The organism is Rudaea sp., assembly GCF_036560865.1.
GTDB lineage: Bacteria > Pseudomonadota > Gammaproteobacteria > Xanthomonadales > Rhodanobacteraceae > Rudaea.
Map to the genome: position 1 here is coordinate 21294 of NZ_DATBQK010000005.1, position 13219 is coordinate 34512.

A 13219-nucleotide genomic window follows, 5' to 3' on the forward strand; every position below is an offset into this window, starting at 1 on the left:
AGTGTATGTTTGCGCGATGCCCAGCCTGATCGTCACATCCGGCGCGCTTGCCGGCCAAGTGTTCAGTTTTTCCGCCAACGCGGTCATCGGTCGCGGCCAGTTTTCCGATGTGCGCCTGAACGATGCGACTGTGTCGCGCCGCCACGCGCAGATCCGCCCCATCGGCGCCGCCTTCGAGCTCAGCGACCAGGGCAGTGCCAACGGCACGCGCTGCCGCGGCGAACGCATCACCGATCCAGTGCAAATCAAGGACGGCGACGAAATCGAATTCGGCGAAATAAAGGCGGTGTTCCGCAGCGCGCGCAGCGAACATCCATCGCTGCGCTCCATGCGCCGCATCGTCGAACCGCCACCCGCGGCCGCGCCTGCAGCCGGCGCCGCGACCGCTGCGAGCGGCTTGCGCGATTTGCTCGGGCGGTTGAGGTTGTTGTGCGATCTGGGAGCCTTGGCGCGGCGCAACGAATCGCTGCGCGAACAGCTTAGCCATGCGCTGGAAGCCCTGCTCGCGGCATTTCCGCTCGCGCGCCACGCAGCCATCTATATCAGCGCGACGGCAACCGATCACCTTGCAGCGATTGTCCAGCGCAGCTCCGGCAAAAGCGCGCCGGACCTCAGCCATGCCGAAGCCTTCATGCGCGAGGCGATGCGTCAGGAAGACGGCATCTATATCGTCGACGACACGACGCGCGACGCACTGGCGTCGCGATTGTGCGTGGAAAACCTGCCGGCCGCGCTGCTCGGCTTGCCGCTGTATCTGGGCAGCGACCTGCTCGGCGGTTTGTATCTGGACAGCGAGTCCGCCAATGCCTGGCGCAATGCCGATCAGGAACTGTTCGCCGGCGTCGCCGGCCAGCTCGCGTGGCTGATCGCCGCGCAGCGCGGGCGCTCGCCGGAACGCGCGATCGAAGCCCACGACCTGGCGCTCGCGCGCCGCATCCAGCAGCGCTTCCTGCCGCAATCGACGCCACCGATCAACGGTTATCGCATTGCCGAGAGCTACGCCGCGGCGCGTGTGATCGGCGGCGACTATTTCGATTTTTTCCAGTATCGCGACGGCCGCCAGGGTTGGGTGATTGCCGACGTGTCGGGCAAGTCGGTCTCGGGCGCCCTGTACATGGCGCGGCTCAGCGTGCAGGTGCGCGCGCTCGCGCGGCACATGGCCGGTCCCGCGGAACTGCTGTCGGGATTGAACAAGAGGCTCTACCAGGAACTCGAGCCGGGCATGTTCGTGACCATGCTCGCGGCGGCGCTCGAACCGGAGCCCGGCACACTGGAGTTCGCCAGCGCCGGCCATCCATCGCCGCTGCTGCGCGCGACGGATGGCACGGTAAGCGAACCGGCCGCGCCCGGCGCGCTGCCGCTCGGCGCGATGCCGGATACCGAATTCCGCGCGCATCGCGTGATCATGACCGCGGGCGCCTGCGTGCTGTTCTACACCGACGGCCTCGACGAAGCACACAATGATAAAATGGAACTTTTTGGAAAAGAGCGCATTGTGGAAACCTTGAAGAAATGCCGCGACGCGCAGGACGCACTCGACTCCCTGCTGGCCGAAGTCGCACGCTTCGCCGTGGGCGAACCGCAGAGCGACGACCTCACCTTGATTACCTTGAGTCGCGACAAGTAACTCTTGCGCCCATCGTGAGCGCAAGGATCGCGGAGCAGCCATGCCTATTGATGCGGCCAACTGAAGTTTGAAATACCCCTGCACTTTGGCTGGCGCGGAGATCGCTTTTCCTTCCCCTGCGCAGCGGCTTTCCTTCCCCTGCGCAGCGGGGGAAGGTGCCGAAGGCGGAAGGGGGCGCTCATGCTCTTGATCGGGCATGACTAAAGCGCCCCCATCAGCCCTGCGGGCAGCTTCCCCCGCTACGCAAGGGAAGCGACGGCAACTCTTCAGTTTCTTCCGAACAGGCCGCGCAATCTGGCGAACAGGCCCCGTGCTTGCGGCCGCGGCGGCCTGACATCCGCGGCAAAGGTTGGCAAGGCCGAATGCGGCGCCGTGGCAGGCACTGGCATCGGTATTGGCTTCACGCCGAGCAATTGCGCGGCTGCGCGCGCCAGCTCGAGCGCCTGGGGCGATGCGGGCGAGGTGTAATCGCCGATGTGCAACAAGCGCGCGACCTGTTGTGCGAGGCTTGGCGACTGTGCTGCCGGCGCGGCCTTTGCCATACCGGCCAGGGCGGTCGCGCGATCCTTGAAAATCGCGAACAGCTTGCTGAAGCCGGCGACCTCGAACACCTGCATCACCGAGGCGTTCAGCCCGCACAGACGCAGGCTGCCCTTGCCGCCATCAAGCCGCTTGGCCAGCGCGAGCAACACGCGCAAGCCGGCACTGCTCACGTAGATGACGCCACTCAGATCGATCAGAAAATCGTGCTCGCCCGCGGCAAGCAGATCCTGCAAGGCCAGTTCCATGTCCGCCGCGGTGTCGGTATCCAGACGCCCGCGCAGCGCGAGTACGCGTGCCGCGCCCTCCTGCTCCTGCGCGATATCGAGCCCCATGCTTCAGCCTTCGCGAAACACGAAACGCGCCGCGCCGACCTGGATCACGTCTTCGTGGCGCAACTGGCGCTCGCGCACTTTCTCGCCATTCACGCGCGTGCCGTGTTTGCTGCTCAGATCGACAATGGTGAAGCCGCCCATGTTCACCGCGATTTGCGCATGCTTGGAGTCGACGCCCGGCCCGCCGATGCGGATATCGTTGGCCGCATCCGCGCCCATACTGGTGGGCTTGAGCGCGAGCGCGAAACTCTGCTTGCCGGCCTCGGGGTTCTGCGGCACCAGCCGCGCTGCCCGAAATACCTGGGTGGAGCCGCCGGCAGGGCCTACCACGGAGTCTGGGATCGCCGTCATGACTTGGGTCTTGTTCGGTGGCCCGCTATGTATGGCTTTAACTTCGTTGGTTTTCATTTCGGCCATATCGACGCCGGTCAGCGTTGCGAACCGGTCGGTGGGCTCGGCGGCCGCAGCCGGCACCGGCACGCTCGCGGCAGGCGCATCCTGGGTGAGTTCGGCTTCGCTGTGGAACGCTTCGAGAAAACGCGCTTTCAATCCCAGCGCCTGCTCGCGCGCTTCGGTCTTGTCCTTGACCGCGCCCTCGATCGACGCAAGCCGGCGGCCGAATTCGGCATCGTCGAACTCACCGAGCTTGTGCCGCAGCTCGAGCTCCTGCTGATCCAGACGGATCGCTTCGTGATCGGCCTCGAAGCGGTCGGACAGGCCGCGCAATTTCGCGTACTGCGCACGCGCGGCCTGCTTGAGCGGCGTGGATTGCTCCTCCAGTGCATGCTCGCGTTTCTCGTAGTCGCCGCGTACGCGCTGATACACCGCATCGGCGACGTCTTTTTTCAGCTGGTCCATCGCGGTCAGACGCTGCTCGAGCACGTCCTGGTCGCGCTTGAGCGTCTTCAGCGCATCGATTGAAGTGAGATCGATCGCGGCCAGCGCCTGCTGCCACGGGTTTTCCTGCTCTGCCATAACGATCCCCTGCGATTAGAGAGAAACGAATTCGACTTCGATGCTGCCGAAGCGCAGCTTGTCGCCCGGCTTGAGCGCCACCTCGACGCCGGTCTGCAGGCGTTCGCCATTGACATAGGTGCCGTTGGTCGTACCGCTGTCTTCGCGCACGCAATATACGCCGTCGCGATGCAGGATTCTGGCGTGGCGTCGACTCAGGTTGCGATTCTGATCATACGGGCCCAGATCGATCTCGGGCTGTGAACCAGTTGCCGGATCGGGCCGGCCGACAAGAAATTCGCTGAGCGCCGGATCCAGTGCTATTGCCTCCCCGCTCAGGATGTGGCGCAGCGCGTAACCGGATGCCGGCGCGGCGGCGGCAGGTGGCTGCGCCGGTGCGGGTGCCGGCTCAGGTGGCGGCGGTGGTGCAACAGCTGGCGCCGGTGGCGCAGGCGGTACGCTGCGGGCGGCCTCGGCCGGCCGCGCCACGGCTGCGGTTCCCTCCGGCACCGTGCTCGTCAATTGCGCCCGCAGTACCTTCTCGTGGCGCTCGTTCTCGACCTGCAGTTCGATCTGGCGGCGCAGCAAACCGAGCGCGATCTCGGGATTCTGCGCAATCACCTCGGCAAGGCCGCTGCGCGTCAGGCACAACAGGCGCGCGTTTTCCCTGACGGTTGCGGTACCCGAGCGCGCCTTGCCGTCGAGCAGGAAATCCGCGCCGAAAAAATCGCCGGGACCTAATACGACGGACAGACGCCCAGCGCGCGCCTTGCTCTGCAGCTCGACCTGGCCGGATTCGATGATGTACATCTCCGCGCCGGCGTCGCCTTCACGAAACACGGTCTTGCCCGCTCCGATCTCGACGAATGGGTCCTTGATACTGCTCATTGAGCGACCACCCCCGGGGCAACGTGACGCTGCCGCAATCGCGCGATTATGCCGACGCGCCGATGCCACAGGCAACAGTCTTGAGAATGCGGGGGGCCAGCGGCGAAATCGAATGCTCGCGCGCAGCTGTCCGGCGAGCCCGTTTTGCGACGCCTCGGCGGCGAATCTGCGCACGGCGCGGATGCGAACCTGGCGGCTCCTTTGCTGCGCCCTGCCTGCGACACAATGCCCACCCGGGTACGGCCGTCCAGGCGGGCGGTTTGTCTTGCGGGCGCAAACAGCCGATTGCTATACTCTGCGCGCTTTGCTGACCGGCCAATGCTGGATTGTGTCACCGTCCCAGAGCCGATTCCGGAGTGGTTTCTCGAACGTCATCTGTGGTCGTTGGCTGCCAGCGGCTTCTGCGTTCGCGTCGTTGTCGTTTCGGCCCGGCCGGGCAAGCTTGGTGAAACATGATTCGGGTGCAGGCAAACGATGCATCGCTGGCATGGGCCCTGTGCGCCGGCCAGGCAATAACGACGGCACTCGCGACTCTTGTCGCCTGGGTTGTGGCGGACAAGGCGGCGTCGCTCGCGGCGCTGTTCGGGGGAATCGTCGTCATTGTGCCGACGGCATACTTTGCGGCGAAGATATACCTGCGCCGCGGTGGATCGCAGGCAGCGGAAATACTCGGCACGTTTTACCGGGCGGAGTTGGGAAAACTGTTGTTGACGGCGCTTTTGTTTCTGGTCGGAGCGCTGCTGTTCGGCAAGCATTTCGCACCGCTTATCCTCACCAGCATGGCTTGTCTGGCCGTGAACTGGTTGATGCTGGCGGTAGCGGTGAACGATTAGGCAGTTTCAGGAATGGGTTATCCGACACATGGCCAGTGAAGCCACTCACGATGTCAGCAGTTACATCCTGCACCATCTGACTTATCTGCAGTTGGATCTGCAGACGTGGAAAATCGTCGAAGGCGCCACTGGATTCTGGGTACTCAACCTCGATTCGGTACTGTTCTCGCTGGGGCTGGCCTTCATCTTCATCCTCATGTTCCGCGGCGCCGCGCGCAAGGCGAGCAGCGGCGTACCCGGCAAGTGGCAGAATTTCATCGAACTGTGTATCGAGTTCGTCGACAGTCAGGTAAAGGACACCTACCACCACGGTGCGCGCTTCGTCGCGCCGATGGCGTTGTTGGTCGGCTTCTGGGTGTTCTTCATGAACTTCATGGACCTGCTGCCGATCGACCTGCTGCCCAAGCTTGCCGGCGGCGCGGGTGTGGAGCATCTGCGCGTGGTGCCTTCGGCTGATCCGAACATTGCACTGGGCATGTCGCTGACCGTATTTCTGATCGCGTTCGGCTACAGCTTCGTCGCCAAAGGCGTCAAAGGCGTCGGCGCGGAATTCCTGTTCCACCCGTTCGGCAAGTGGATGATGCCGGTCAACTTCATTCTCAAAAGCGTGGAAGAACTGGCCAAGCCGGTCAGCCTCGGCTTGCGACTGTTCGGCAACATGTACGCGGGCGAGATCATCTTCATCCTGCTCGCCTGCTTCACCCTCAATTATTCGTTCACCAGCCTTGGCAGCAATCTGGGCTTTCTCGTGCAGATCCTCCTCGCCACCGGCTGGACGATTTTTCACGTTCTGATCATTTCGCTGCAGGCTTACATTTTCATGGTGCTGACCGTCGTCTACATGGCGATGGCAGCGGATCATCACTGACGCATCACCGAACACTTTTCATTTCACTCACCCGCAAAGCTACACGGAGACAACAATGGATATCAGCGCACTCGCTTCTGTTGAAGGCATGACCGCAATCGCGGCCGGCCTGATGCTCGGCCTCGGCGGCATCGGCGCCGCCATCGGCATGGGCCTGATGGGCGGCAAGTTTCTCGAAGGCGCCTCGCGCCAGCCGGAACTCGTGCCGATGCTGCAGGGCAAGATGTTCCTGCTGGTCGGACTGATCGATGCGATTCCGATCATCGGCGTGGGTATCGCGCTGTACCTGACCTTCGTCGATCCGTTCGCCGCCAAGGTTGCCGCGTCCGCGCTGGCGCACTGACGCGCAACGTCCCAATCGCTTGACGAGGGTTAGCCCGTGAGCATCAATGCAACACTCATCGCCCAGATCCTGACCTTCGGGATCCTGATCTGGTTCACGATGAAATTTATCTGGCCGCCGCTGAGCAAGGCGATGGACGACCGTGCGCAACGCATCGCCGAAGGTCTGAGCGCCGCCGATCGCGCCAAGGCCGAATTGAAGGACGCCGACGCGCGCGTGGCCGACGAGATCAAGAAGGCGCGCGTGCAGGCCAGCGAAATCATCGACAAGGCGCAGCAGCAGGCCAACCAGATTCTGGACAAGGCCAAGACCGATGCGCTCGGCGAGGCGTCGCGGCAAAAGGCCGTCGCGCAGACCGAGATCGACGGCCTCGTCGGCAAGGCGCGCGAATCGCTGCGTGGCCAGGTCGCCGCGCTCGCGGTGCAAGGCGCTTCGAGGATCATCCAGCGCGAGATCAATCCGGAAGCGCACAAGGCCCTGCTCGACCAGCTGGTAACCGAGATCTAGGCGATGAGCGAAACCCTGACCCTGGCTCGTCCCTATGCGCGCGCCGCGTTCGAATCGGCGCGCGCCGGCAATGCGCTCGGCGCGTGGTCGCAGCAGCTGAATTTTGCCGCGCAGGCGGTCAGCGACGCACGCGTGCGCGCGCTGATCGGCGATCCGCGTCTGGGCAATGCTGAATTGGCTGGCCTGCTGCTGCCGCCGTACGACAGCGCGGATTCGGCCTTCGCCGGTTTCCTCAATCTGCTGGTCGAGAATCACCGCATCGCCCTGCTGCCGGACGTCGCCGCACTATTCGAGGAATTCAAGCGCGAGGCCGAGCATGTGCTCAAGGTGACCGTGCGCTCGGCGGTCGAAGTGCCCGCAGCGCAGACCGACGCAATCAAGTTCGCGCTGAAGAAACGTTTCGGCCGCGACATCGAACTGGAGCAGCACATCGATCCGTCGGTGATCGGCGGCGCGGTGATCGACGCCGGCGACGTGGTGATCGACGGCTCGGTACGCGGACGTCTTGCGCGGCTAGAGACGGCGTTGACGCAGTGAGGAAACGGATAGACGGATAGACGAAGAAACGAAAAGACGGTGAGTCGAAGGCGGGGTTTTGCGCTTTTCCGATTCCCCGTCTGAGCGAACGTAAGTGAGCGTCGTTTCCCCGTTTCAGCTCGCGCAGCGCGCGTCGTCTTCCCAAACTATAGAATTCAATTGAACCCGAGTGCGATTCCCACATTCGCGCCCGACAAAGGAACCAAAGAAATGGCAACCACACTCAACCCTTCTGAAATCAGCGAGCTGATCAAGAACCGTATCGAAAAGGTCAAACTCGACGCGGAAGCGCGCAACGAGGGCACGATCGTTTCGGTGTCTGACGGCATCGTGCGCATTCATGGCCTCGCCGACGCGATGTCGGGCGAAATGATCGAGCTGCCCGGCAACGCCGTGGCGCTGGCGCTGAACCTCGAGCGCGACTCGGTCGGTGCGGTGGTGCTCGGCGAGTATCAGCATCTGCGCGAAGGCGACACGGTCAAGACCACCGGGCGCATTCTCGAAGTGCCGGTCGGCCGCGAAATGCTCGGCCGCGTGGTCGATGCACTGGGCAATCCGATCGACGGCAAGGGCGCGCTGAAAACCACGCAGACCTCGCCGATCGAAAAGGTCGCGCCGGGCGTGATCTGGCGCAAGTCGGTGTCGCAGCCGGTGCAGACCGGATACAAATCGGTCGACGCGATGATTCCGATCGGCCGCGGCCAGCGCGAGCTGATCATCGGCGACCGCCAGACCGGCAAGACCGCATTGGCGATCGACGCGATCATCAACCAACGCGACAGCGGCATCAAGTGCGTCTACGTCGCCATCGGCCAGAAGCAGAGCTCGATCGCCAACGTGGTACGCAAGCTCGAAGAAAACGACGCGCTCGCGCACACGATCATCGTCGCCGCATCAGCGTCGGATTCGGCGGCGATGCAGTACATCGCGCCGTATTCGGGTTGCGCGATGGGCGAGTTCTTCCGCGACATCGGCGAAGACGCGCTGATCATCTACGACGATCTGACCAAGCAGGCTTGGGCGTATCGCCAGATTTCGCTGTTGCTGCGCCGCCCGCCGGGCCGTGAAGCCTATCCGGGCGATGTGTTCTATCTTCACTCGCGCCTGCTCGAACGCGCCTCGCGCGTGAGCGAAGCCTGGGTCGAGAAAGTCACCAACGGCGCGGTCAAGGGCAAGACCGGCTCGCTGACCGCGCTGCCGATCATCGAGACCCAGGCCGGCGACGTCTCGGCGTTCGTGCCGACCAACGTGATCTCGATCACCGACGGCCAGATCTTCCTCGAAACCGATTTGTTCAACGCCGGCATCCGCCCTGCCGTGAACGCGGGCATCTCGGTGTCGCGCGTCGGCGGCGCGGCGCAAACCAAGATCATCAAGAAATTGTCCGGCGGCGTGAAGCTCGCGCTCGCGCAGTACCGCGAACTCGCCGCGTTTGCGCAGTTCGCCTCCGACCTCGACGCCGCAACCCGCGCCCAGCTCGAACGCGGTCAGCGCGTCACCGAGCTGATGAAGCAGAAGCAATACGCGCCGCTGTCGATCGCCCAGCTCGCGGTCTCGCTGTACGCCGCGGAAAAAGGTCACCTGGACGATCTGCCGGTCGCACAAATCCTGCCGTTCGAGCACGGCCTGCATGCGCATTTTGCCAACAACTACGGCGACTGGGTAAAGGCCGCGAACGACAAGGCCGACTGGAACGACGCGATCGAAGCGACGTTGAAGAAAGGCATCGAGGAATTCAAGAAGACGGGTAGCTGGTGAGCGTAGGCTGGGCTGCGAAGCCCAGCATTGAACGAATCCGCAAGCTGGGCTTTTCAGCCCAGCCTACGAAGAAGAGAAAAGCATGGCCAGCGGCAGAGAAATCAAGACCAAGATCAAGAGTGTGCAGAACACGCGCAAGGTTACGCGTGCGCTGGAAATGGTTTCGGCCTCGAAAATCCGCAAGGCGCAGGAACTGATGAAGTCGTCGCGCCCGTATGCGCGCGCGATGCGCCAGATGATCGGTCACATCGCCAAGGCCCATTCCGAGTACAAGCATCCGTTTCTCGGCGAGCGCGCGGAAATCAGGCGCGTCGGCTATATCGTCGTCTCCACCGACCGCGGTCTGTGCGGCGGCCTGAATTCCAACCTGTTCCGCCGTCTGCTTGGCGAAATCCGCGGCTGGCAGGAAAAAAACGTCGAAGTGGATATTGTCGCGATCGGCGCCAAGGCCAACGCGTTTTTCAAACGCCTGAAGGTCAATCTGGTCGGCAGCGCCACGCACCTAGGCGAAAAACCCAGCGTCGAGCACCTGATCGGCGTGAACAAGGTGATGCTCGACGCCTACGGCGCGCGCCGCATCGATCGTCTGTTCCTCGCCTACAACGATTTCGTCAACACGATGACGCAGAAGGCCACGCTCGACCAGCTGTTGCCGCTGCCGCCATCGGATTCGCTCGCCACTGCGCACGACTGGGACTACATCTACGAACCGAGCGCTGAAGCGGTGCTCGATCACGTGCTCACGCGCTATATCGAGTCGCTGGTGTATCAGGCGACGTTGGAGAATCTTGCCAGCGAACACGCCGCGCGCATGGTCGCGATGAAATCCGCGAGCGACAACGCGAGCAAGGCGATCGATTCGCTGACCCTGATCTACAACAAGGCGCGTCAGGCCGCGATCACGCAGGAAATCAGCGAGATCGTGGGCGGCGCGGCGGCGGTGTGAATCGATAGACGGGTAGACGAGGAGACGGATAGACGAAAGACGGAAAGGCAGGTCGCATCGACTCGGCGCTTTTCCGTCTACCCGTCTCCTCGTCTGCCCGTCTTCCCAAACAATGAAGGATTCCCGCGGTGCGGGAACGATGAGACAACAGAACTGTGGAGTTACTCCAATGAATCAAGGCAAAGTAGTTCAAATCATCGGCGCGGTGGTCGACGTCGAATTTCCGCGCGATCAGGTGCCAAAAGTATACGACGCGCTGAAAGTCGACGGCACCGAGATCACGCTCGAAGTGCAGCAGCAGCTTGGCGATGGCGTCGTGCGCACGATCGCGCTCGGCTCGACCGACGGACTGAAGCGCAACCTCGTCGCGACCAACACCGGCGAAGGCATCAAGGTGCCGGTCGGCATCGGCACGCTGGGCCGCATCATGGACGTGCTCGGCCGGCCGATCGACGAGGCCGGCCCGATCGCGGTCAAGGATTATTGGGTGATCCATCGCGCGGCGCCGAAATACGATGAGCAGGCGGCGGCCAACGAATTGCTCGAAACCGGCATCAAGGTCATCGATCTGGTGTGTCCGTTCGCCAAGGGCGGCAAGGTCGGCCTGTTTGGCGGCGCGGGCGTGGGCAAGACCGTGAACATGCTCGAGTTGATCAACAACATCGCGACCCAGCACTCGGGCCTGTCGGTGTTCGCCGGCGTCGGCGAGCGCACGCGCGAAGGCAACGACTTCTATCACGAGATGATCGAAGCGGGCGTGATCAAGCTCGACAACATCACCGAGTCGAAAGTGGCGATGGTCTACGGTCAGATGAACGAGCCGCCGGGCAACCGCCTGCGCGTCGCGCTGACCGGCCTGACCATGGCCGAATATTTCCGCGATGAGAAGGACGAGACCGGCAAGGGCCGCGACGTGCTGTTCTTCGTCGACAATATCTACCGCTACACACTGGCCGGCACTGAAGTGTCCGCGCTGCTCGGCCGCATGCCGTCGGCGGTGGGCTACCAGCCGACGCTGGCGGAGGAAATGGGCGTGCTGCAAGAACGCATTACGAGCACTAAAACAGGATCCATCACTTCGATCCAGGCGATCTACGTGCCCGCGGACGACTTGACCGATCCGTCGCCGGCGACCACGTTCGCGCATCTGGACGCGACCGTCGTGCTTTCGCGCAATATCGCTTCGCTGGGTATTTATCCAGCGGTCGATCCGCTCGATTCGACCAGCCGCCAGCTCGATCCGAACGTGATCGGCAACGAGCATTACGACACCGCGCGCAAGGTGCAGGCCACATTGCAGCGCTACAAGGAACTCAAGGACATCATCGCGATTCTCGGCATGGACGAGTTGAGCGAAGAAGACAAGGCGACCGTGTCGCGCGCGCGCAAGGTCGAGCGCTTTTTCTCGCAGCCGTTCCACGTCGCCGAAGTGTTCACCGGCTCGCCGGGCAAGTATGTGTCGCTCAAGGAAACCATTCGCGGCTTCAAGATGATCGTCGACGGCGAATGCGACAGTCTTCCCGAGCAGGCGTTCTACATGGTCGGCGGCATCGACGAAGCCTTTGAGAAGGCCAAGAAGATGGCAGAAAAGAAAGCAGCCTGAACGAGCAGACGGAGAGACGGGTAGACGAATAGACGAAAAGCGCCGCTGCGGTTCTTTTCTGCCGTCTCCTCGTCTACCCGTCTTCCGTCTACCCGATTCGACAAAAGCGAATCACACACCGAGGCAACACCATGACCACCACAATCCGCTGCGACATCGTCAGCGCAGAAGCCGAGATCTTTCACGGCGAGGCGAAGATGGTCGTCGCCACCGGCGAGGAAGGCGAACTCGGCATCATGCCGCGTCACGCGCCGCTGATCACCAAGCTCAAGCCCGGTCAGGTGCGCGTGATCGCGGAGAACGGCGACGAGCAGTTCTTCTACGTCTCCGGCGGCATCCTCGAAGTGCAGCCGCAAGTCGTCACCGTGCTGACCGACACCGCGATCCGCGCCAAGGATCTCGATGAAGCCGCGGCGCACCGCGCCAAGGAAGGGGCCGAACGCGCGCTGGCCAATCGCACCGATGCGGTCGAAATCGCCCAAGCCCAGGCCGAACTCGCACAGGCGCTCGCGCAGTTGCAGGCGATCGAACGCCTGCGGCGCAATATGAAACACTGAAGCGCGGGAAATTCACGCTGCATCCGACGCCGGCCTTGCGCCGGCGTTTTCGTTTGCGGGTTTCGGAAGTCCCAAACCCGCCGCAAATTTGCAGAACCCTTATGCGAAAAACCGTACGACCAACCAGATCGACGTAACCACGGTGATCAGAACCGTGCCCGCCGCGCCGACGAGGCGTCCCGGGGCCTGCATCGTGTCGCTGCGAAGTCCCAGCGCATGGCAGACACGCGCTATCACCAGGCCTGCGCCGAGTACGTGAATCGGCAGCTTGGATACGCCGTTCATTTCCAGCAGCGCAATCAGAAGCAAGGCCAGCGGCACGTACTCGACAAAATTGGCCTGGCGGCGCATGGCCATCAGCAAATCCTTGTTGCCGCCGTCGCCGAACGGGATATTCAGCTTGCCGCGCAGGCTGCCGGCGGGATACGACACCGCGATGGACATCAAACCGAGCAACCCGGCATATAAAGCAGTAACGATTGGCATGATGATTTCTCCCCCGTCTGGTTGGATTTGTGACTCTAATACGAGCGCGAGCCGAGTGCCCGCGTTCGGGCCGGGAAAAACTCGAATCTGGCCTCCGCTCTGCGTTATCGTAGCGGCATGAGCAAAACGACTCCACTGCATATCGTGATCCTCGCCGCCGGCGAGGGCAAACGCATGCGCTCGGCGCGACCGAAAGTGCTGCTGCCGCTGGCCGGACGGCCGTTGCTCGCGCATGTGCTCGACACAGCGCGGGCGCTGCGCCCGGAAAAAATCCACGTCGTCTTCGGCCATCGCGGCGAACAATTGCGCGCGGCCTTCGCCGGACAAGCCGATCTCAACTGGGTACAGCAAGCCGAGCAACGCGGCACCGGTCATGCGATGCAGCTGGCGATCCCGGCGATTCCCGATGGCGCACGCGTGCTCGTGCTCTACGGCGA

General features: G+C 63.0%; 15 protein-coding genes. 11 read left to right on the plus strand and 4 right to left on the minus strand.

The annotated features are described in order from the left end of the window. The first annotated feature begins 16 nt into the window (after positions 1-16). Positions 17-1627, plus strand: a complete 1611-nt coding sequence (locus VIE67_RS00705) for a SpoIIE family protein phosphatase (RefSeq protein ID WP_332022306.1) — start codon at positions 17-19, stop codon at positions 1625-1627. Positions 1628-1893: 266 nt separating this feature from the next. On the opposite strand, the gene VIE67_RS00710 is transcribed toward VIE67_RS00705, so the two are convergent. Genes VIE67_RS00710 through VIE67_RS00720 form a run of 3 tightly spaced genes read right to left on the minus strand, consistent with a single transcriptional unit; the run spans position 1894 to position 4344 of the window. Further along, positions 1894-2502, minus strand: a complete 609-nt coding sequence (locus tag VIE67_RS00710) for an STAS domain-containing protein (RefSeq protein WP_332022307.1) — start codon at positions 2500-2502, stop codon at positions 1894-1896. A 3-nt stretch (positions 2503-2505) separates the two neighbouring features. Further along, a complete protein-coding gene (locus VIE67_RS00715; protein ID WP_332022308.1) occupies positions 2506-3477 on the minus strand; it encodes an FHA domain-containing protein in 972 nt (323 codons plus the stop codon). Between the two features lie 15 nt (positions 3478-3492). Continuing rightward, on the minus strand, positions 3493-4344 hold the full coding sequence (locus VIE67_RS00720; protein ID WP_332022309.1) for a cyclic nucleotide-binding domain-containing protein: 852 nt from the start codon (positions 4342-4344) through the stop codon (positions 3493-3495). A gap of 452 nt (positions 4345-4796) precedes the next feature. Between VIE67_RS00720 and VIE67_RS00725 the strand changes: the two genes are divergently transcribed. From VIE67_RS00725 to VIE67_RS00765, 9 genes are all read left to right on the plus strand, one after another. Further along, positions 4797-5177, plus strand: a complete 381-nt coding sequence (locus VIE67_RS00725; RefSeq protein ID WP_332022310.1) for an ATP synthase subunit I — start codon at positions 4797-4799, stop codon at positions 5175-5177. Between the two features lie 28 nt (positions 5178-5205). Next, on the plus strand, positions 5206-6045 hold the full coding sequence (gene atpB / locus VIE67_RS00730; protein WP_332022311.1) for a F0F1 ATP synthase subunit A: 840 nt from the start codon (positions 5206-5208) through the stop codon (positions 6043-6045). 55 nt (positions 6046-6100) lie between these two features. Further along, the gene (gene atpE, locus VIE67_RS00735) at positions 6101-6388 is read left to right on the plus strand and encodes a F0F1 ATP synthase subunit C (protein WP_332022312.1); all 288 of its coding nucleotides are present in this window, start codon (positions 6101-6103) and stop codon (positions 6386-6388) included. A 36-nt stretch (positions 6389-6424) separates the two neighbouring features. After that, positions 6425-6895 carry a F0F1 ATP synthase subunit B gene (locus VIE67_RS00740; RefSeq protein ID WP_332022313.1) on the plus strand — a complete coding sequence of 157 codons (471 nt, stop codon included), beginning with the start codon at positions 6425-6427 and terminating at the stop codon, positions 6893-6895. A gap of 3 nt (positions 6896-6898) precedes the next feature. Further along, complete coding sequence (locus VIE67_RS00745; protein WP_332022314.1) at positions 6899-7432, plus strand: F0F1 ATP synthase subunit delta; 534 nt, start codon at positions 6899-6901, stop codon at positions 7430-7432. Positions 7433-7642: 210 nt separating this feature from the next. Continuing rightward, complete coding sequence (gene atpA, locus VIE67_RS00750; protein ID WP_332022315.1) at positions 7643-9190, plus strand: F0F1 ATP synthase subunit alpha; 1548 nt, start codon at positions 7643-7645, stop codon at positions 9188-9190. 82 nt (positions 9191-9272) lie between these two features. Further along, the gene (gene atpG, locus VIE67_RS00755; RefSeq protein ID WP_332022316.1) at positions 9273-10136 is read left to right on the plus strand and encodes a F0F1 ATP synthase subunit gamma; all 864 of its coding nucleotides are present in this window, start codon (positions 9273-9275) and stop codon (positions 10134-10136) included. 169 nt (positions 10137-10305) lie between these two features. After that, on the plus strand, positions 10306-11739 hold the full coding sequence (atpD, locus tag VIE67_RS00760; RefSeq protein ID WP_332022317.1) for a F0F1 ATP synthase subunit beta: 1434 nt from the start codon (positions 10306-10308) through the stop codon (positions 11737-11739). 131 nt (positions 11740-11870) lie between these two features. Further along, positions 11871-12296 (plus strand): F0F1 ATP synthase subunit epsilon, encoded by a 426-nt coding sequence (locus VIE67_RS00765; protein WP_332022318.1) that lies wholly within the window; start codon positions 11871-11873, stop codon positions 12294-12296. Positions 12297-12395: 99 nt separating this feature from the next. Here the strand turns inward: VIE67_RS00765 and VIE67_RS00770 are convergent, their stop codons facing one another. Further along, a complete protein-coding gene (locus VIE67_RS00770) occupies positions 12396-12782 on the minus strand; it encodes an MAPEG family protein (RefSeq protein WP_332022319.1) in 387 nt (128 codons plus the stop codon). Between the two features lie 117 nt (positions 12783-12899). Here VIE67_RS00770 and VIE67_RS00775 point away from each other — a divergent pair. Then, positions 12900-13219, plus strand: a 320-nt coding sequence (locus VIE67_RS00775) for an NTP transferase domain-containing protein (RefSeq protein WP_332022320.1), incomplete at its 3' end; no start/stop codon positions are given.